At 70.0% G+C, this 19274-nt stretch carries 14 protein-coding genes and 1 pseudogene; 14 read left to right on the top strand and 1 reads right to left on the bottom strand.

What is annotated here, in order from left to right:
* Nucleotides 1–134: 134 nt before the first annotated feature.
* The 11 genes and pseudogenes from KF903_RS12235 (at nt 135) to lpxC (ending at nt 13598) form a co-directional block, all read left to right on the top strand.
* Nucleotides 135–1619, top strand: coding sequence for a UDP-N-acetylmuramoyl-L-alanyl-D-glutamate--2,6-diaminopimelate ligase (locus KF903_RS12235; protein WP_291215303.1), 1485 nt, complete (start codon nt 135–137; stop codon nt 1617–1619).
* Nucleotides 1613–2989 carry a UDP-N-acetylmuramoyl-tripeptide--D-alanyl-D-alanine ligase gene (gene murF / locus KF903_RS12230; protein ID WP_291215205.1) on the top strand — a complete coding sequence of 459 codons (1377 nt, stop codon included), beginning with the start codon at nt 1613–1615 and terminating at the stop codon, nt 2987–2989. The genes KF903_RS12235 and murF overlap by 7 nt, the downstream gene beginning before the upstream one ends.
* Nucleotides 2979–4112, top strand: coding sequence for a phospho-N-acetylmuramoyl-pentapeptide-transferase (gene mraY, locus KF903_RS12225; RefSeq protein ID WP_291215204.1), 1134 nt, complete (start codon nt 2979–2981; stop codon nt 4110–4112). Before murF ends, mraY begins: the two co-directional genes overlap by 11 nt.
* 2 nt (nt 4113–4114) lie before the next feature.
* Nucleotides 4115–5323: a putative lipid II flippase FtsW gene (gene ftsW / locus KF903_RS12220; protein WP_291215201.1), complete on the top strand. Its 1209-nt coding sequence runs from the start codon at nt 4115–4117 to the stop codon at nt 5321–5323.
* The gene (gene murG / locus KF903_RS12215; RefSeq protein ID WP_291215199.1) at nt 5320–6405 is read left to right on the top strand and encodes an undecaprenyldiphospho-muramoylpentapeptide beta-N-acetylglucosaminyltransferase; all 1086 of its coding nucleotides are present in this window, start codon (nt 5320–5322) and stop codon (nt 6403–6405) included. Before ftsW ends, murG begins: the two co-directional genes overlap by 4 nt.
* Nucleotides 6402–7841: a UDP-N-acetylmuramate--L-alanine ligase gene (gene murC / locus KF903_RS12210; protein ID WP_291215197.1), complete on the top strand. Its 1440-nt coding sequence runs from the start codon at nt 6402–6404 to the stop codon at nt 7839–7841. Before murG ends, murC begins: the two co-directional genes overlap by 4 nt.
* An 83-nt stretch (nt 7842–7924) precedes the next feature.
* Nucleotides 7925–8863 (top strand): D-alanine--D-alanine ligase, encoded by a 939-nt coding sequence (locus tag KF903_RS12205; RefSeq protein WP_291215300.1) that lies wholly within the window; start codon nt 7925–7927, stop codon nt 8861–8863.
* Nucleotides 8860–9459, top strand: a pseudogene (locus KF903_RS12200) (cell division protein FtsQ/DivIB); the annotation flags it as partial. The gene KF903_RS12205 and the pseudogene KF903_RS12200, both read left to right, overlap by 4 nt.
* Before the next feature lie 238 nt (nt 9460–9697).
* A complete protein-coding gene (gene ftsA / locus KF903_RS12195) occupies nt 9698–10933 on the top strand; it encodes a cell division protein FtsA (protein ID WP_291215194.1) in 1236 nt (411 codons plus the stop codon).
* 207 nt (nt 10934–11140) lie between these two features.
* Complete coding sequence (ftsZ, locus tag KF903_RS12190) at nt 11141–12325, top strand: cell division protein FtsZ (RefSeq protein ID WP_291215191.1); 1185 nt, start codon at nt 11141–11143, stop codon at nt 12323–12325.
* Between the two features lie 361 nt (nt 12326–12686).
* Nucleotides 12687–13598 carry a UDP-3-O-acyl-N-acetylglucosamine deacetylase gene (lpxC, locus tag KF903_RS12185; RefSeq protein ID WP_291215188.1) on the top strand — a complete coding sequence of 304 codons (912 nt, stop codon included), beginning with the start codon at nt 12687–12689 and terminating at the stop codon, nt 13596–13598.
* A gap of 102 nt (nt 13599–13700) precedes the next feature.
* Here lpxC and KF903_RS12180 read toward each other — a convergent pair whose 3' ends face one another.
* Nucleotides 13701–14174 (bottom strand): DUF721 domain-containing protein, encoded by a 474-nt coding sequence (locus KF903_RS12180; protein ID WP_291215185.1) that lies wholly within the window; start codon nt 14172–14174, stop codon nt 13701–13703.
* A gap of 15 nt (nt 14175–14189) precedes the next feature.
* Here KF903_RS12180 and KF903_RS12175 point away from each other — a divergent pair, with 15 nt between their 5' ends.
* The 3 genes from KF903_RS12175 (at nt 14190) to KF903_RS12165 (ending at nt 19260) form a co-directional block, all read left to right on the top strand.
* Nucleotides 14190–15131: a M23 family metallopeptidase gene (locus KF903_RS12175; protein ID WP_291215183.1), complete on the top strand. Its 942-nt coding sequence runs from the start codon at nt 14190–14192 to the stop codon at nt 15129–15131.
* Between the two features lie 402 nt (nt 15132–15533).
* A complete protein-coding gene (gene secA, locus KF903_RS12170) occupies nt 15534–18296 on the top strand; it encodes a preprotein translocase subunit SecA (protein ID WP_291215180.1) in 2763 nt (920 codons plus the stop codon).
* Between the two features lie 16 nt (nt 18297–18312).
* Complete coding sequence (locus tag KF903_RS12165; protein WP_291215178.1) at nt 18313–19260, top strand: Nudix family hydrolase; 948 nt, start codon at nt 18313–18315, stop codon at nt 19258–19260.
* The last annotated feature ends 14 nt before the right edge of the window (nt 19261–19274 follow it).

Here is a 19274-nt window from a genome sequence, read left to right as displayed (position 1 = left end):
GCCATCGGCCAACTGCCCGCATCGCGCCACGGTTCGTCCCGCGGCGCGCCCGCGTGCGCCCGCAGGCTGTGCGAACCGCGGCTGCAATCGCCAGCCGCCCCGCAAGCGGAGCGCACATGAGCGAGCGTCGACCCATGAGCCTGCACGAACTGTTGGCTGGCCACGCCGACTGCGGCGGTGCCGGTTCGATCCGCGTGCATGGCCTGACTCTCGATTCGCGCCGCGTGGCGCCGGGCGATGCGTTCGTCGCGCTGGCTGGCACGCGCAGTCATGGCATCGAGTTTGCCCCCGCGGCATCGGCGCGCGGCGCGGCGGCGATCCTCGCCGACGCCACAGGGATGGCCGCCGCGCGCCCGATGCCCGCGTTCGACGTGCCGCTGATCTGGATCGACGACCTGCGCGGGCGCCTCGGCGCGATCGCCGCGCGCTTCTGCGGTGACGCCTCGCGTGCGCTCGAGGTGGTCGGCGTGACCGGCACCAACGGCAAGACTTCGACCGTGCAGCTCATCGCGCAGGCGCTGGCCGGCGCGGGTCGGCGCGTGGCGACCATCGGCACGCTCGGCGCCGGCCTGCACGGCGCGCTGCAGGCCGGCGAGCGCACCACGCCCGACGCGATCGAGCTGCAGCAACGGCTGGCCGACTTCCGCGACGCCGGCGCCAGTGCCGTGGCGATGGAAGTGTCCTCGCACGCGCTCGACCAGGGCCGCGTCAACGCCGTGGCCTTCGACGTGGCCGTATTCACCAATCTCACGCGCGACCACCTCGACTACCACGGCACGATGGCGGCCTACGCTGCGGCCAAGGCGCGCCTGTTCGACTGGCCCGGCCTGCGCGCGGCGCTCATCAACGTCGACGACGACTTCGGGCGCGAGCTGGCTGGGCGCGTGGCCGCTGCCGGCACGGCGCGCCTGCTGCGCTACGGCATCGACGCGGCCGATGCGCAGATCCGCGCGCGCGCCATCGAACCCGGCGCGCATGGCTTGCGCTTCGAGCTCGTGACGCCGTGGGGCAGCGCCACGCTGACCACGCCGTTGCTCGGGCGCTTCAACGTCGCCAACCTGCTTGCGGTGGCCGGCACGCTCGGCGTGCTCGGGTTTCCGTTCGAGTCGATCGTGACCGCACTGACGCGCCTGCAGCCGGTGGCCGGGCGCATGAACCGCATCGGTGGCGACGGCCGGCTGCCGCTGGTGGTGGTCGACTACGCGCATACGCCCGATGCGCTCGAACAGGCACTCACGACGCTGCGCGCGCATTGCGCCGGCGCACTGGTATGCGTGTTCGGCTGCGGTGGCGAGCGCGATGCGGGCAAGCGCCCGCAGATGGGCGCAATCGCCGAGCGTCTGGCCGACCAGGTCATCGTCACCGACGACAACCCGCGCGGCGAAGATGGCGATGCGATCGTGGCGCAGATCCTGGCCGGGCTCAGCGATGGCGGACGCGCCCGCGTCGAGCGCGACCGCGCGCGCGCGATCGCCGCCGCGATCGCCACCGCCCGCGCCAACGACATCGTGCTGGTGGCGGGCAAAGGCCACGAGCCCTATCAGGAGACGGCCGGCGTGCGCCGGCCGTTCGACGACCTCGCGGTCGCCCGCACGGCGCTGGAGGCCCGCCCATGCTGAGCTGCCGCCTCGCCGACATTGCCCACTGGACCGGCGGTCGCCTGCACGGGCGCGACGTCGGCATCGACGCCGTTGCGATCGATTCGCGCCAGCCGATGCCGGCAGCCCTGTTCGTGGCCCTGCGCGGCGAGCGCCACGACGGCCATGATTTCGCCGCCGATGCCCGCGCCCACGGCGCCGCGGCACTGCTGGTCGAGCGCAAGCTCGCGCTCGACCTGCCCCAGGTCGTGGTGGCCGACACCGGGAAGGCCCTGGGCGAGATTGCGCGGGCCGTGCGCCGGCGCAGTCACGCGCGCGTGATCGGCATTACCGGCTCCAACGGCAAGACCACGGTCAAGACGCTGCTGGCGGCGATCCTGGCGCGCCACGGCCGCACCCACGTCAACGCCGGCAACTACAACAACGAGATCGGCCTGCCCTTGACCCTGCTGGCGATGCCGGCCGACACCGAATACGCGGTGCTCGAGATGGGCGCGGGCAAGCCCGGCGACATCGCCTACCTTGCGCGCATCGCGCAGCCCGACGCAGCCGTGGTCAACAACGTCGCCGCGGCGCACCTGCAGCGCATGGGCAGCCTGCAGGGGGTGGCCGAGACCAAGGGCGCGATCTACCGTGCGCTGCCTGCCGACGGCCTCGCGGTCATCAATGCCGACGATGCGTTCGCGGACTACTTCGCCGTGCTGGCCAGTGGCCGGCGCGTGCTGCGCTACGGTCTGCTGCGCACCGCGCAGATCAGCGCCGCAGTGGAGGTCGATGCGCCCGAGTCGGGCCGCTTCCGCCTGCTCACGCCGAGCAGCGGCAGCGACATCGACCTGCCGCTGCCGGGACGCCACAACGTCGCCAATGCGCTCGCCGCGAGCGCGCTCGCGTTCGGTCTCGGCGTCCCGCTGGCGACGATCAAGGCCGGCCTCGAGGCGGTTGCGCCGGTGCCGGGCCGGCTCGCGCGCATCGCGCACGCCAGCGGCGCGCTGCTGATCGACGACAGCTACAACGCCAATCCCGGTTCGTTCGCGGCGGCGATCGCGACGCTGGCGAGCCAGTCGGGCGAGCGCGTGCTGGTGATGGGCGACATGGCCGAGCTGGGCGAGGATGCGCCGCGCCTGCACGCTGAGGTCGGCGCGCTGGCCAGGCGCAGTGGCATCGAGCAGCTGTATGCGGTCGGCCCGCTGTCGCGGCATGCCAGCGAGGCGTTCGGCGCGGGTGCGCAGCACTTCGCCGACCAAGGCGCGCTCGTCGATGCGCTGCGCCCGCGGTTGCGCACGGGCGTGAGCGTGCTCGTCAAGGGTTCGCGGTCGTCGGCGATGGAGCGCGTGCTGCGCGCGCTCGACGCCGGCGCCGGCAGCAACGGAGGCAAACGTCATGCTGCTTGAACTGGCCGACCTGTTGCGCGGGCACCTGAGCAGCCTGCACCTGTTCCAGTACCTGACCTTCCGCGCGATCATGGGCGCGCTCACCGCGCTGGCGGTGTCGCTGCTGGCAGGGCCGGCGCTGATCCGCAAGCTGACCGCACTCAAGGCCGGGCAGGTGGTGCGCGACGATGGTCCGCAGTCGCACCTGTCCAAGGCCGGCACGCCGACCATGGGCGGTTCGCTCATCATCGCCTCGATCGCGGTGGCGACGCTGCTGTGGGCCGACCTGCGCAACCATTACGTGTGGCTCGTGCTCGGCGTGCTGTTCGCCTTCGGCGCGATCGGCTTCTACGACGACTACAAGAAGCTCGTGCTCAAGGACAGCCACGGCCTGGCCGCGCGCTGGAAGTATTTCTGGCAGTCGGTGTTCGGCCTCGGCGTCGCGCTGTACCTGTTCTGCAGCGCCGACACGCCGGCGGCCACGACGTTCTACCTGCCGATCGTCAAGCAGGCGCAGATTCCGCTGGGCAGCTTCGCCGACCTCGTCCATGGCGGCTCGGCGTTGGCCTGGCTCGGCGCCGCCGCCTTCATCGCGCTGGCCTATCTCATCGTGGTCGGCTTCTCCAATGCGGTGAACCTCACCGACGGTCTCGACGGACTGGCCATCATGCCCTGCGTGCTGGTCGGCACGGCGCTGGGCGTGTTCGCCTACGTCGCCGGCAATCGCGTGTTCTCCGACTACCTCGGCATCCCGGCGATCCCGGGTGCGGGCGAGTTGGCGATCTTCTGCAGCGCGATGGGCGGCGCGGGGCTCGGTTTCCTGTGGTTCAACACCTACCCGGCGCAGGTGTTCATGGGCGACATCGGTGCGCTGGCGCTCGGCGCGGCGCTCGGCTGCGTGGCGGTCATCGTGCGCCAGGAAGTCGTGCTGCTGATCATGGGCGGCGTGTTCGTCATGGAAACGGTGTCGGTGATGCTGCAGGTCGGCAGCTACAAGCTACGCGGCAAGCGCATCTTCCGCATGGCACCGATCCACCATCATTTCGAGCTCAAGGGTTGGCCCGAGCCGCGCGTGATCGTGCGTTTCTGGATCATCAGCGTGGTGCTGATGCTGATTGGCCTGGCCACGCTCAAGGTGCGCTGACGATGCTGCTGCTCACGCCAGCCGGAGACCTGCAGGCCCAGCGCATCGACGGAGCGCGCGGTCGCTACGACCTCGCCCTGATCCTGGCGGCCTGCGCTCTGGCCAGCCTGGGCGTGGTCATGGTCGGTTCGAGCTCGATCGCGGTGGCCGAAGGCCAGCACGTGGGTGCGTTCCATTACCTGCAACGGCACCTGATGTTCCTCGGGCTCGGTCTCGGTGCGGCGCTCGTGATGGCGCGCCTGGAGCTCGCCTGGCTGCAACGCCATGCACTGCCGCTGCTTGGACTGGGCGCGGTGCTGCTGCTGCTCGTGTTCGCGCCGATGATCGGTGTGCGCATCAACGGTGCGCGGCGCTGGATCCGCTTCGGTCCGCTTGGCTTCCAGTCGGTCGAGGCGGTCAAGATCATCGTTGTGGTGTACCTGTCGAGCTACCTCGTGCGCCATCGCGACGACGTGCAGGGCACCTTGCTCGGCGTGATCAAGCCGATCGGCATTGCCGCGCTGTTCGCGGCACTGCTGCTCGCGCAACCGGATTTCGGCTCGGCCACGCTGCTGATGGCGGTGGTGCTGGGCATGGTCTGGCTCGGCGGCGCACGCCTGCGTGACCTGGCCATCCTCGGCGTCGCGGTCACGCCGCTGCTGGCGTGGCTCGCCTTCAGCCAGGACTACCGCGTCAAGCGCCTGACCTCGTTCCTCGATCCCTGGGCCGATCCGTTCAAGGACGGCTTCCAGCTCACCCAGGCACTCATCGCGGTCGGTCGCGGCGAATGGTTCGGGGTCGGGTTGGGCGGCTCGGTGCAGAAGCTGTTCTACCTGCCCGAGGCGCACACCGATTTCATCCTGGCCGTGCTGGCCGAGGAACTGGGCTTCGCCGGCATCCTGCTCGTGCTGGTGCTGTTCGCCTGCCTGATCGGCCGCGGCTTCGTGATCGGCATGCGCGCGCTGGAGCAGAACCGCCATTTCGCCGCCTACTGCGCCTTCGGCATCTCGCTCATGCTCGGCCTGCAGGCGCTGGTCTCGATCGGCGTCAACCTCGGCGTGCTGCCGACCAAGGGCCTGACCCTGCCGTTGATCAGCTCGGGCGGCTCCAGCGTGATGATGACCTGCGCCGCGATCGGCCTGCTGGCACGCGTGAGCTACGAGGTCAGCCGCGCCGACAACGCGATGATGGCGCTGGTGGCGCAGCGCCAACCGCTCGCGGTGCGCCCATGAAGCGCCCGCTCGCCAGCGCCGGCGGTCCGGTCCTCATCATGGCCGGCGGCACCGGTGGCCACATCTTCCCGGGCCTGGCCGTCGCCGACGAGCTGCGCGCGCGCGGCGTCGCCGTGGTCTGGCTCGGCGCACAGGGTGGACTCGAAACCCGACTCGTGCCCGGGCACGGCCTGATGCTGGAGACGCTCGCGATCGGCGGCCTGCGCGGCAAGGGCCTGCTCACCAAGCTCGCCATGCCGCTGCGCCTGCTGCGCGCCACGCTCGCCGCGCGGGCCCTGCTGCGCAAGCATGCGCCGCGCTGCGTGCTGTCGATGGGCGGCTATGCCGCCGCTCCGGGCGGTCTTGCCGCGCAATGGGCGCAGGTGCCGCTCGTCGTGCATGAACAAAACAGCATCGCCGGCCTCACCAACCGTCTGCTCGCGCGCAAGGCGCGCCGCGTGCTGACCGGATTCGACCACGTGTTCGCGCAGGGCGAATGGGTCGGCAATCCGGTGCGCGCCTCGATCGTGGCCGTGGCCGCGCCTGCGCAACGGTACGCCGCGCGCAGCGGCCCGCTGCAATTGCTCGTGCTCGGCGGCAGCCAGGGCGCGCAGAGCCTCAATGCCGCGCTGCCCGAGGTGCTGCGCCGGCGTGGTTCACGCCTGCCGGTGGTGGTGCGTCACCAATGCGGCGCGCAGCATTTCGACAAGGCCCGGGCGGCGTATCTGGCGGCTGGCATCGAGGCCGACGTGGTGCCGTTCGAGGACGACATGGCCGCTGCCTACGCCTGGGCCGATCTCGTGATCTGCCGCGCCGGTGCGCTGACCCTGGCCGAACTCGCCGCCGCCGGTGCGCCATCGATCCTGGTGCCGTTTCCGCATGCGGTCGACGATCACCAGACGCGCAATGCACAGGCGATGGTCGCGGCCGGTGGTGCGCGTCTGGTCGCCGAGGGCGACGATTTCGTCAAGCAGCTCGGCGGCGTGCTGGAGGAGCTGTCCGACCGCACGCGACTGCTGCGGATGGCGCAGGCCGCGCGCACGCTGGCCAAGCCCGACGCCGCCGAGCGCATTGCCGCAGTCTGCCTCGAGGTGGGCGCATGACGCCGGCCCGCCTCCACCAGCATGGCGACATCATGCAGGACTTCCGCCGCGTGCACTTCGTCGGCATCGGGGGTGTCGGCATGAGCGGCATCGCCGAGGTGCTGTGCAACCTCGGCTATGCGGTGTCGGGCTCGGACAAGGCCGACAACGCCACCACGCGGCGGCTGGCTGCGCTCGGTGCGCGCATCGGGCGCGGCCACGCGGCGGCGCACGTCGCCGATGCCGACGTGGTGGTGGTGTCGAGCGCAATCGCTGCCGACAACCCCGAGCTGCTCGCGGCGCGTGAGCGGCGCATCCCGATCGTGCCGCGCGCCGAGATGCTCGGCGAGCTCATGCGCTTCCGCCGCGGCATCGCGGTCGCCGGCACGCATGGCAAGACCACCACCACGAGCCTCACCGCCAGCGTGCTGGCCGAGGCCGGGCTCGATCCCACCTTCGTGATCGGCGGCCAGCTCATCGCCGCCGGTGCCAATGCGCGCCTGGGCAGCGGCGAATACCTCGTCGCCGAGGCCGACGAGTCCGATGGCTCGTTCCTGCTGCTGTCGCCCGTGATCGCGATCGTCACCAACATCGATGCCGACCACCTCGAGAACTACGGCGGCGACTTCGAGCAGGTGCGCAAGGCGTTCGCGGACTTCCTGCATCGGCTGCCGTTCTATGGCCTGGCAGTGCTGTGCGTGGACGATCCCAACGTGGCCGTGCTGGCGCGCGACACCAATCGGCGCGCGCTCACCTATGCGATCGACGCCGCCGCCGACGTGCGCGCCAGTGCGCTGTGCCAGGACGCTTCCACCACGCGCTTCATGCTGCACCTGCCCGGCCACGAGCCGCTGCCGATCGTGCTCAACCTGCCGGGTCGCCACAACGTGCTCAATGCGCTGGCCGCCTGCGCGGTCGGCTGGCAGCTCGGTGTCGAGCCGGCGGCCATGGCGCGCGCGCTGGCGCACTTCCAGGGCGTGGGGCGCCGGTTCCAGTTGCGCGGCGAACTGGCGCTCGACCACGGTCACGCGCTGCTGGTCGACGACTATGGTCACCATCCGCGCGAGATCGCGGCCGTGTTCGCCGCCGCCCGCGCGGGCTGGCCGCAGCGGCGACTGGTGGTCGCGTTCCAGCCCCATCGCTACTCGCGCACGCGCGACCTGCTCGACGATTTCGCCAACGCGCTCGCCGAGGTCGATGTGCTCGTGCTGACCGAGGTCTACCCGGCCGGCGAGGCGCCGATCGCCAATGCCGACGGTCGCGCCCTGGCGCGTGCGGTGCGCGCGCGCGGCAAGGTCGATCCGGTGCTGATCGCGCATCCGCGCGAACTGGCCGCCACCTTGCCGCCGCTGCTGCGCGATGGCGACCTGCTCGTGCTGCTCGGTGCCGGCGACATCGGGGCGGCCGCCAGCGAGCTCGCGGCAGCCGGACAGCTCAAGTCAGGAGGCGGCGCATGATCGCCATCGACCCGCATCACGCCCGCGCCGCCGGCAGCGGCCGCATCGGTGATCCGGCCGCATTCGGCCGCGTCGCGGTGGTCATGGGTGGCCAGTCGGCCGAACGCGAGGTGTCACTCGATTCGGGTCGCAACGTGCTCGCCGCGCTGCGCGCGCGTGGCGTCGACGCGCATGCGGTCGATGGCATTCCGGCGCTGCTCGATGCGCTGCGCGCGGGTCATTACGCGCGCGTGTTCAACATCCTGCATGGCCAGCGCGGCGGCGGCGAGGATGGCGTGCTGCAGGGCGCGCTCGATTCGCTGTGCGTGCCCTACACCGGTTCGGGCGTGCTCGGTTCGGCGCTGTCGATGGACAAGGTGCGCAGCAAGCAGGTGTGGATCGCGCAGGGCCTGCCGACCCCGCGCTTCGTCGCCTTGCGCAAGTCGGCCGCAGCCGGCGCGCATGCGGCCGGTGACGTGCACGCCGCCGCGCGCGAGCTCGGCTTGCCCGTCATCGTCAAGCCGGCCTGCGAAGGCTCCAGCGTCGGCGTGTCGCGCGTGCTGCGCGAGGCCGACCTCGATGCCGCCGCGGCGCTGGCCGCGCGCTACAGCGGCGACCTCCTGGTCGAGGAGATGATCCTCGGCGACGAGCTCACGGTCGGCGTGCTCGATCGCCAGGCGCTGCCGTCGATCCGCATCGTGCCCAAGGGCGAGTTCTACGACTATCACGCCAAGTACGTGGCCGAAGATACCCAGTACCTGTGCCCGGGCCTCGATGGCGCGGCCGAGCAGGACGTGCGCGCGCTGGCGCTGGCTGCTTTCGATGCGCTGGGCTGCAGCGGCTGGGGACGCGTCGACATCATGCGCGACCGCGCCGGTCGCAACTACCTGCTCGAGGTCAATACCGCGCCGGGCATGACCAGCCATTCGCTGGTGCCCAAGGCCGCGCGCGAGATGGGCATCGATTTCGAGACCCTGTGCTGGCGCGTGCTCGAGACGAGCTTCGACCGCGAAGCCGGCTGGGGCAGCGGAGGCCAGCCATGAACGCGGCCCTCAAGCTCGCCGCATGGCTGTTCGCGCTGGCGCTGGTGGCGCTGCCGCTGGTCGGCGTGCTGCAGGGCTGGTTCGCCACCGACAGCTGGCCGGTGACGCGGCTGGCGGTGCGCGCCGAATTCGCCCATGTCGATGCCGAGCAGATCCGCGCCGCCGCGCGGCCATACCTGGGGCAGGGCTTCTTCGCGATCCGCCTCGGCCCGCTGCGCGATGCGATCGCGCGGCTGCCGTGGGTCGAGCGCGTGGAGACGCGCAAGCGCTGGCCCGACACGGTCGACGTGGTCGTCTACGAGCAGCAGCCCTATGCGCGCTGGGGCAACGATCGTCTCGTCAACCGCCACGGTGCGCTGTTTGCGGTGGCCGGTGCCGAGGCATTGGACACGCTGCCGCGCCTGGCCGGGCCCGACGAGCGGGTCGGCGAAGTGCTGCGCTTCCACGCGCAATGCCAGCGCGACTTCGCCGCCAGCGGCATGACCGTGACCTCGCTCGAGCTGTCGCCGCGCGGCAGTTGGCGCATCGGACTGTCGAGCGGCACGCAGGTCGAACTCGGCCGCGAACAAGGCGCCGAGCGCCTGCGCCGTTTCCTCGACGTGTGGTCGCGCGTGGCCGGCATGCGCGCGCAGGCGCCGGCCACGATCGACCTGCGCTACGCCAACGGCTTTGCCGTGGCCTGGCCGCCGGCGGCTCCCGGCACACCCGCCAGCGCGCGGCGCGCATGCAGAGCCCTGCCAGCGACGACCGGCGAGCGCCGCGGCTCCGCGCCGCGCCGTCGCCGGTCCACGTTGCGGCGTCCATTTCCCCATCATCATTTGCGGCCCTCACGCCATGAAGACCAAGACCGACAAGAACCTCATCGTCGGCCTCGACGTCGGCACCTCGAAGATCGTCACCATCGTCGGCGAGCACGCAGCGGGCGAGCCGGTCGAGATCATCGGCATCGGCTCGCACCCGGCGCATGGTCTCAAGCGTGGCGTCGTGGTCGACATCGACTCGACCACGCATTCGATCCAGCGCGCGGTCGAGGAAGCCGAGCTCATGGCCGGTTGCCAGATCCGCTCGGTGTACGCCTCGATCGCCGGCAGTCACATCCGCGACGAGAACTCGCACGGCACGGCGCCGATCCGCGACCGCGAAGTCAGCGCCGCCGACCTCGAAGCCGTGCTCAACTCGGCCTGCGCGATCGCGATTCCGGCCGACCGCAGCGTGCTGTACCGCGAGCCGCAGGAATACGTGATCGATGGCCAGGAAGGCATCCGCCATCCGATCGGGATGTTCGGCGTGCGTCTGGAAGCCAACGTGCACCTGGTCACCGGGGCGGCCAGCACGATCCAGAACATCACCAAGTGCATCAACCGCTGCGGCCTGCAGGTCGACGAACTGCTGCCGGCCGCGGTGGCCTCGGCGCGCGCGGTGTTGACCGCCGACGAGCGCGAACTCGGCGTGTGCATGGTCGACATCGGCGCCGGCACCACCGACATCGCGGTCTACACGCAAGGTGCGTTGCGCCATACCGCGTCGCTGGCGATCGGTGGCGACCAGGTCACCGCCGACATCGCCCATCTCATGCGCACGCCGACCGCGCATGCCGAGGAACTCAAGGTCCGCTACGCCTGCGCACTGGCCCAACTCGCCCACGCCGAGGAGACGATCCAGGTGCCCAGCGTCGGCGACCGTCCGCCGCGGCGGTTGGCGCGGCAGAACCTCGCCGAGGCGGTGCAGCCTCGCTACGAGGAGATCTTCGAGATGGTGCAGGCCGACCTGCAGCGCAGCGGCCGCGCCGAACTGGTGCGCGCGGGCATCGTGCTGACCGGCGGCGCCGCACGCATGGAAGGCGCGCTCGACCTGGCCGAGGAACTGTTCCACATGCCGGTACGGCTGGGCACGCCGCAACACGTGACGGGACTGGCCGACGTGGTCGCCAATCCGATGCAGGCAACCGGCGTGGGGCTGCTGATCCACGGCAGCCGCGGCGGCACCACGCGCAGCTCGGGCAGCGGCGGCGGTGCGGCGATGGGCGGCTTGTGGGGCCGCGTTTCGACCTGGTTCAAGGGTGAGTTCTGAGGCCTGCGCAGGCAGCGCGGGCAGCGGGAGCGGCAACGGCGCAGGGAGCAGCGCAAGGGGCAACAGCGCGACGCGGAGCGTCGCGGTCGGCGACCGAACCGGTTGCCAACCCAGCGGCACGCCAGCCGCTGCGATACGGCGCGGAGCGGGACGCTCACGCGGCCGGGCATGACACATACATAACGACAATTGCGGAGGATGGGAGAGATGGCCAGTTTCGAATTCGTGGAAAAGATGGCGCCGAACGCGGTAATCAAGGTGGTCGGCGTGGGCGGTGGCGGCGGCAACGCAGTCAGCCACATGGTCCATGCGGGTGTCGACGGGGTGGACTTCGTCTGCGCCAACACCGATGCCCAGGCGCTCAAGACCAGCGGCGCCAAGTTCACGCTGCAACTCGGTGCCAACGTCACCAAGGGCCTCGGCGCCGGCGCCAATCCCGAGGTCGGCCGGCAGGCCGCGCTCGAGGATCGTGAGCGCATCGTCGAGCTGCTGCAGGGGGCCGACATGGCCTTCATCACCTGCGGCATGGGTGGCGGCACCGGCACCGGCGCGGCGCCGGTGGTGGCGCAACTGGCCAAGGAACTGGGCATCCTGACCGTGGCGGTGGTGACCAAGCCATTCCCGTTCGAGGGCCGGCGCCGCATGCAGGTCGCGCTCAAGGGCATCGAGGATCTCGGCCAGTACTGCGACTCGCTCATCACGGTGCCCAACGAGAAGCTGCTCACCGTGCTCGGCCGCGACGTGACGCTGCTGAGCGCGTTCAAGCAGGCCAACGACGTGCTGCTCGGCGCCGTGCAGGGCATCGCCGACCTCATCACGCGGCCGGGCCTCATCAATGTCGACTTCGCCGATGTGCGCACCGTCATGTCCGAGATGGGCATGGCGATGATGGGCACCGGCACCGCCCATGGCGACGACCGTGCGGTGGCGGCGGCCGAGGCGGCGATCAACAACCCGCTGCTCGACGACGTCAACCTCGCCGGCGCCTGCGGCATCCTCGTCAACGTGACCGCCGGCACCAACCTGACCATGCGCGAGTTCGACGACATCGGCCAGGTCGTGCACGAGTTCGCCAGCGAGGACGCGACGGTGGTGATCGGTACCGCGCTCGATCCCGAGCTCAAGGACGACGTGCGCGTGACCGTGGTGGCAACCGGGCTCAATCGCGCGGTCGCCCGCCAGGCGATTCCGCGCGACAGCCGCGAGCGCGACAGTGGCGTGCGGCCACCGATGCGCGTGATCAAGCGCGACGGCACCACCGGCCAGATCGTCGAGGACTACCTCGGCATTCCGGGCCAGGCGGTGCGCACGATGGCCGAGCCGGTCAGCCCGCCCGAAAAGGTCGGCGACTATCTCGACATCCCGGCCTTCCTGCGCCGCCAGGCCGACTGAGGACGGACCGCGGCGTCGCCCGGCGCCGCGCCAGCCTCACACCGGGTCCGCTCCGCATCGGAGCGGCCGTGGCCCCGCCGCCGCCGCACTGCGGCGAATCGTCGCTCCGCCGATTCGTCCGCTGCGGTCGCCGCGGCATCGCGCTTTCCGCTGCCGCCCTGTGGCGTCAGGGCGGCGGCTGCGCAGCCGGCGGCGGCGCGGATCCTGGGCGTTGCATGGCGGTCCGCGTCATCGAGCCGGCATTGTTGCGAATATGCGACAAAGTGTCGGTTACATGCATCGCTTTACTTTTCCGCGCTCCGGACCCTGTGCTAACCTCGCGGCGTTTTGTCAGCGCCCGCCCCGGGGTTACACATAAAAAATGATCAGGCAACGCACGCTCAAGAACACCATCAGGGCGACAGGCGTCGGTCTCCACACGGGTGACAAGGTCTACATGACCTTGCGACCGGCAGCGGTCGACACCGGCATCGTGTTCCGCCGCGTCGACCTGGCCGCACCGGTCGAGATCCGTTCCTGTTGCGAAAATGTCGGTGACACCCGCCTGTCCACCACGCTGGCCAAGGGCGAGGTGCGCATCGCCACCGTCGAGCACCTGCTGTCGGCGATGGCCGGGCTCGGCATCGACAATGCCTATGTCGACCTGTCGGCGCCCGAAGTGCCGATCATGGATGGCAGCGCCGGTCCGTTCGTGTTCCTGCTGCAGTCGGCCGGCATCGAGGAACAGGCCAAGGCCAAGCGCTTCATCCGCATCAAGAAGCCGATCACCGTGCGCGACGGCGACAAGTGGGCGCGCTTCGAGCCGTTCGACGGCTTCAAGGTCGGTTTCTCGATCGACTTCAACCACCCAATGTTCACCAAGCGCACCTCGACCAGCGAGATCGATTTCTCGACCACCTCGTTCGTCAAGGAAGTCAGCCGCGCGCGCACCTTCGGTTTCATGCGCGACATCGAATATCTGCGCGAGCGCAACCTGGCGCTGGGCGGCTCGATGGACAACGCGATCGTGCTCGATGACTACCGCGTGCTCAATGAAGATGGCCTGCGCTACGAGGACGAGTTCGTCAAGCACAAGATCCTCGATGCGATCGGCGACCTCTACCTGCTCGGCCACAGCCTGATCGGCGCGTTCTACGGCTACAAGTCGGGCCACGAACTCAACAACAAGCTGTTGCGTACCCTGCTGGCCGACGCGGCGGCATGGGAAGAAGTCAGTTTCGAGGACGAAGCTGCGGCACCGATTTCCTACGTGCATCCGGCGCAGGCGGTGTAGGGCAATGACCCGTCGCAGGACAGGTGCAGGACGTGTGGCGGCGCGCAGGCGCCGCGAGTGGAACAGGGCAAACTGGCACCGGCGTCACGGACACGACGACGCCTAGCGTGGTTTGCTCCCGGTGCAGGATGCGATGTCGAGCAATACGGCCCGCAGTTGCGGGTCGCTGAGGACTGTTGCCGCCTCGCGCAAGTGCTGCGCGGTGGCAGCGGAAAGCGGTATCGGCTTTGTCGGGTTCGGGGGAACGGTCGGCAAAGGCGCCACTTTCACGGCAAAACGTTCGATCGTCTCGCCCAGTGCGAGGCGGGCTTCGGCCAACAGCGTCGTCTGTTGCAGGCGCAGTCGGCTGGCCCAGATCGGGCTGGATGCCAGGAAGACCAGTCGTCCGTTGCGCACGTCCGCCAGTCGCGTCTGGCGTGCAGTCGCCTCGGGCAACAAGCGGCGCAGTCGTTGGTCAAGTTCATCGAGGGCGCGCGCGCGTTGCGCGAGCGTGCCAAGGGTGACGCACTCCAGCGCCGGACGCAGTCCGGCGGTTGCGGAGGCATGACGGCTGCGGTTTGGCGACACCACGATCACGAACCCGGTACGAGCATGAACATCATTATCGTCCGCAACGCTTCCCTGCCGCCATGGCGCATCGACCTCAACCTGCGTCATGGGCGCGCCTGGCTGATCGGCGGCACTTGCATGGGCGTGGCCCTGCTGCTCGGTGTGGGCGTGGCGCTGGGCGCCTGGCTCGGCACCTCGCGCTCGCATGAACTGCGCGTGCTGACCTCGTTGCGCGCCACGCTCAACCAGCAGCGCCAGGACCTGGCGGCCCTCGGCGTCGCCTCGCGCAACGACCTCGACGCCCTGTCGCTGCAACTGGGCCAGCTGCGCGCGCAGGCCACGCGCCTCAATGCGCTCGGCGAACGCCTGACCCAGATCGGCAAGCTCGATGACGGCGAGTTCGACTTTGCCGGCGAGCCCGCCATGGGTGGTCCCGAGGATGCACTGGCGGGCGCCGATGCGCCGCTGCCGTTGCAGGCCGGCATCGACGGCCTGCGCGCCGAATTCGCTGCCCAGCAGACCCAGCTCGAGATGCTCGAGCGCCTGCTGCGCGACCAGAAGATCGACAATTCGCTGCTGCCCACCGGCATGCCGGTCGCACAGGGCTACATTTCCTCGGGCTTCGGCGGTCGCGCCGACCCGTTCGACGGCCATCAGGCCAGTCACCTCGGGGTGGACTTCTCGGCCCCGGCCGGCACCTCGGTGCTCGCGGTCGCCGACGGCATGGTCACCTTCGTCGGCATCCGCAATGGCTACGGCAATGTCGTCGAAATCGATCACGGCAACGGCTACATGACGCGCTACGCGCACAATTCGAGCGTCGCCGTGCTCGAGGGCGCGCGCGTGCACGCCGGCGAGACGATCGCCAAGGTCGGCTCCACCGGGCGCTCGACCGGCAACCATTGCCACTTCGAGGTCTGGCACAACGGCCGCGCGGTCAACCCGATGGCCTACGTCAAGAACGTGCGCGCCAGCCAGGCCTGACGCAACGCGCCGGCGGCGCCGGCGACGTTTGCTCGCAGCGACGGCTCGGCCGCCTTCGCGCGCAAGTGCTTGATCGGCGGTGGCGCGCGCGGGCATGCCGCGAGCGCGCGACGCTCGATGGGTCATGCGCCGCAGCCACGAGCGGGCGTCGCGCAGTCGAGCTGGACGTCATGGCCCGCTGCCGGGGCCGTCGACGAACGCGCTTGAAACTGCGTTGGAATCACCCATTTCTTTGTGTTCGGGCCCGCGCGCCGTATCATCGACGGCTTGGCTTGGCGACACCCCGTCCTGCATGTTCCGCATCGGTCGGTGTAGCGCAGACGATTGCGCCGCCTGGTCTGGCCGCGCGGTCGCCGGCGCGCCCGCCTGGGCCCTCCTTCCATCAAGAATCGAAGATCTTCCATGCTCAACTCTGTCCTGACGCGCATTTTCGGCAGCCGCAACGAACGCGTGTTGCGTCAACTCGCCAAGTCGGTGGCGCGCATCAATGCGCTGGAGCCGCCCCTGCAGGCCCTGTCCGATGCCGACCTGAGCGCCAAGACCGCCGAGTTCAAACAGCGCCTGGCCGACGGCGCCAGCCTCGACAGCCTGCTGCCCGAGGCGTTCGCCGTGGTGCGCGAGGCCTCGCGCCGCGTACTCGGCATGCGCCACCATGACGTGCAGCTCATCGGTGGCATGGTGCTGCACATGGGCAGGATCGCCGAGATGCGCACCGGCGAGGGCAAGACTCTGGTCGCTACGCTGCCGGTCTACCTCAATGCGCTGGCCGGCAAGGGCGTGCACGTGGTCACCGTCAACGACTACCTCGCCAAGCGCGACGCGGCGTGGATGGGCAAGATCTACAACTTCCTCGGCATGAACGTCGGCGTGGTGTGGCCGGGCATGGACCACGGCGACAAGCGCGCCGCCTACGCCGCCGACATCACCTACGGCACCAACAACGAATTCGGCTTCGACTACCTGCGCGACAACATGGCGCTGGCACCCGAGCAGCGTTATCAGCGTGGCCTCAACTACGCGATCGTCGACGAGGTCGACTCGATCCTCATCGACGAGGCGCGCACGCCGCTCATCATCTCCGGCCCGTCCGACGAGTCGCCGCAGCTGTACGTCAAGGTCAACCGCATCGTGCCGCGCCTGAGCCGCCAGGCGACCGAGCCCAAGCAGGACCAGCCGCCGGTACCGGGCGACTACTGGGTCGATGAAAAGCAGAAGCAGGTGTACCTGTCCGAGGAAGGCATGGAGCATGCCGAACAGGAGCTGCGTGCCGAAGGCATCATCGGTGCCGACGAGAGCCTGTACGACTCGCAGCACATCGCGGTGGTGCACCATCTCAACGCGGCATTGCGCGCGCACGCGATCTACCAGCGCGACGTCGACTACATCGTGCGCGACGGCGAGGTCATCATCGTCGACGAGTTCACGGGCCGCACCCTGCCTGGGCGCCGCTGGTCGGAAGGCCTGCACCAGGCGGTCGAGTCCAAGGAAGGCGTGCCGATCCAGCGCGAAAACCAGACCCTGGCCTCGATCACGTTCCAGAACCTGTTCCGCATGTACAAGAAGCTGTCCGGCATGACCGGCACGGCCGACACCGAAGCCTACGAGTTCCAGTCGATCTACGGGCTCGAGGTGGTGGTCATCCCGACCCACCGGCCGATGGTCCGCAAGGACGAGCCCGACGTGATCTTCCTGCGCACCGGTCCCAAGTTCGAGGCCATCGTCGAGGACATCAAGGAGTGCCACGAGCGTGGCCAGCCGGTGCTGGTCGGCACCGCCTCGATCGACATGTCCGAACTGCTGGCCGGCATGCTGGCCAAGCAGGGCGTGCCGCACGAGGTGCTCAACGCCAAGCAGCACGAGCGCGAAGCGCACATCGTCGCCCAGGCCGGCCGTCCCGGTGCGATCACGATCGCCACCAACATGGCGGGCCGCGGTACCGACATCGTGCTCGGCGGCAGTCTCGAGGCCGAACTGGCCGCCTTGCCGGCCGATGCGCCCGAGGCCGAGCGCGAACGCATCAAGACGCAATGGCAGCAGCGCCATGACGAGGTCATCGCGCTGGGCGGCCTGCGCATCGTCGGTACCGAACGCCATGAGTCGCGCCGCATCGACAACCAGCTGCGCGGCCGCTCCGGCCGCCAGGGCGACCCCGGTTCGAGCCGCTTCTACCTGTCGCTCGAAGACAACCTGATCCGCATCTTCATGGGCGAGGGCGTGGCGCGCATGATGCGCCTGTTCGGCATGAAGGAGAACGATGCGATCCAGGACCGCATGGTCAGCCGCCAGATCGAGAAGGCGCAGCGCAAGGTCGAGGCCCACAACTTCGACATCCGCAAGCACCTGCTCGAGTTCGACGACACCGCCAACGACCAGCGCAAGGTCATCTACGAGCAGCGCAACGAGCTGCTCGACAGCGAGAACGTCGCCGACATGATCGCCTCCGTGCGCGAGGACGTGGTGGCCGATTTCGTGCATCGCCACGTGCCCGCCGATTCGGTCGACGAACGCTGGAACATCGCCGCGCTGCAGGCGGAATTGGCGACCGAGTTCGGCCTGCAGACCGACCTGCAGCGTTGGATCGAGGAGCAGACCGAGGTCAGCGCCAGCGACGTGCTCGACCACGTGCAGGCGCTGGTCGAGCGCGTGTTCCGCGAGAAGGAGGCGATGCTCGGCTCGGAGACGATGCGCGGACTCGAGAAGCACGTCATGCTGTCGGTGCTCGACAACGTGTGGAAGGAACACCTGTCGAGCATGGACTACCTGCGCCAGGGCATCTACCTGCGCGGCTATGCGCAAAAGCAGCCCAAGCAGGAGTTCCAGCGCGAGGCGTTCGAACTGTTCCAGACCATGCTCGGCCGCATCAAGTTCGAGGTCGTGCAGTTGCTGGCGCGCGTGCGCATCCGCAGCGAGGACGAAGTCGAGGCGATGGAGGCGCAGCAGCGCCGCCAGGCCGAGGCACAGGCGCGGGCGATGCAGTTCCAGCACGCCGAGGCGGCGGCCGTGGGCGCCGGCGAACTGCCGGCCGACGCTGGCGGCGAAGGCTTTGCGCCGGAGCCGACCGTGCAGCGGCCCGTGCACCGTGACGAGCCCAAGGTCGGCCGCAACGATCCCTGTCCCTGCGGCTCGGGCAAGAAATACAAGCAGTGCCACGGCAAGCTCGCCTGAGCCGCGGCGCGTGGCGATGAGTGGCGCGGCACCCCTGCATGTCGTCGCCGGCGTCATCCGCGACGCGCGCGGCCGCGTGCTGCTGGCGCAGCGCGCGCCGGGCAAGCATCTGGCCGGACTGTGGGAGTTTCCCGGTGGCAAGAGCGACGCCGGCGAAGCCGCCGTCGATGCGCTGGCGCGCGAGCTGCATGAGGAACTGGGCCTGGTCGTCGAATCGGCACGGCCGCTGATCCGCGTGCCGCACGCCTATCCGCAGCAGGCGATCGTGCTCGACGTGTGGCAGGTCAGTGCCTGGTCGGGCCAGCCGGTCGCGCGCGAAGGCCAGCGCCTGGCCTGGGTCGAAGCCGATGCACTGGTGCGCCTGCCGATGCCGGCCGCCGATCGCCCGGTGATCGACGCGCTGCGCCTGCCGTGGCGCTGTCTCGTGACGCCGGCCTTGGCGCCGGCCGCCGAGGCCGAACTGCTGGCCGGCATCGAGCGCGCCTGCCGCCGCGGCATCGGCATGGTGCGCCTGCGCCAGCCCGACTGGCCGCTGCCGGCGCTGGCCGCGCTGGCGCGCCGGGCGCTCGCGACCTGCCGCGATCACGACACGCTGCTGCTGCTCGATGGCGATGCGCGGCTGGCGGCGATCCTCGGTCTCGACGGCGCGCACCTGGCGGCCTCCGCACTGGCCGCGCTGCCGACTTCGTTCGCGTCGAGCGGTCATTGGCTCGGCGTCGACTGCCACGACGCGCAGCAACTGGCTGCCGCGGTGGCGGCCGGCGCGCGTTTCGCCACGCTTTCGCCGGTCTTTGCGGCCGCCGCGTCGGGCGCTGGCGGCGCGCTCGGCTGGGAGCGCTGCGAGGAACTCATTGCCGCCGTGCCGATCCCGGTCTACGTCGCCGGTGGCCTGGAAGGCGACGACCTCGACGCCGCCCAGATGGTTGGCGCGCAAGGCATCGCCGCCAGTCGCGGCCTGTGGTGAGCCTGCACCGGCAC

It is taken from the genome of Dokdonella sp. (assembly GCF_019634845.1).
GTDB lineage: Bacteria > Pseudomonadota > Gammaproteobacteria > Xanthomonadales > Rhodanobacteraceae > Dokdonella_A.
The sequence above is the reverse complement of the archived record's forward strand: the minus strand, read 5'-3'. Positions and strand labels throughout refer to the sequence as shown.

Bases quoted from the DNA above. Each gene is read 5' to 3' on its own strand.
- murG (WP_291215199.1), top strand. From the start codon at position 5,320: ATGAAGCGCCCGCTCGCCAGCGCCGGCGGTCCGGTCCTCATCATGGCC.
- ftsW (WP_291215201.1), top strand. From the start codon at position 4,115: ATGCTGCTGCTCACGCCAGCCGGAGACCTGCAGGCCCAGCGCATCGAC.
- ftsZ (WP_291215191.1), top strand. From the start codon at position 11,141: ATGGCCAGTTTCGAATTCGTGGAAAAGATGGCGCCGAACGCGGTAATC.
- KF903_RS12235 (WP_291215303.1), top strand. From the start codon at position 135: ATGAGCCTGCACGAACTGTTGGCTGGCCACGCCGACTGCGGCGGTGCC.
- murF (WP_291215205.1), top strand. From the start codon at position 1,613: ATGCTGAGCTGCCGCCTCGCCGACATTGCCCACTGGACCGGCGGTCGC.
- ftsA (WP_291215194.1), top strand. From the start codon at position 9,698: ATGAAGACCAAGACCGACAAGAACCTCATCGTCGGCCTCGACGTCGGC.
- murC (WP_291215197.1), top strand. From the start codon at position 6,402: ATGACGCCGGCCCGCCTCCACCAGCATGGCGACATCATGCAGGACTTC.
- lpxC (WP_291215188.1), top strand. From the start codon at position 12,687: ATGATCAGGCAACGCACGCTCAAGAACACCATCAGGGCGACAGGCGTC.
- secA (WP_291215180.1), top strand. From the start codon at position 15,534: ATGCTCAACTCTGTCCTGACGCGCATTTTCGGCAGCCGCAACGAACGC.
- KF903_RS12165 (WP_291215178.1), top strand. From the start codon at position 18,313: ATGAGTGGCGCGGCACCCCTGCATGTCGTCGCCGGCGTCATCCGCGAC.
- mraY (WP_291215204.1), top strand. From the start codon at position 2,979: ATGCTGCTTGAACTGGCCGACCTGTTGCGCGGGCACCTGAGCAGCCTG.
- KF903_RS12205 (WP_291215300.1), top strand. From the start codon at position 7,925: ATGGGTGGCCAGTCGGCCGAACGCGAGGTGTCACTCGATTCGGGTCGC.
- KF903_RS12175 (WP_291215183.1), top strand. From the start codon at position 14,190: ATGAACATCATTATCGTCCGCAACGCTTCCCTGCCGCCATGGCGCATC.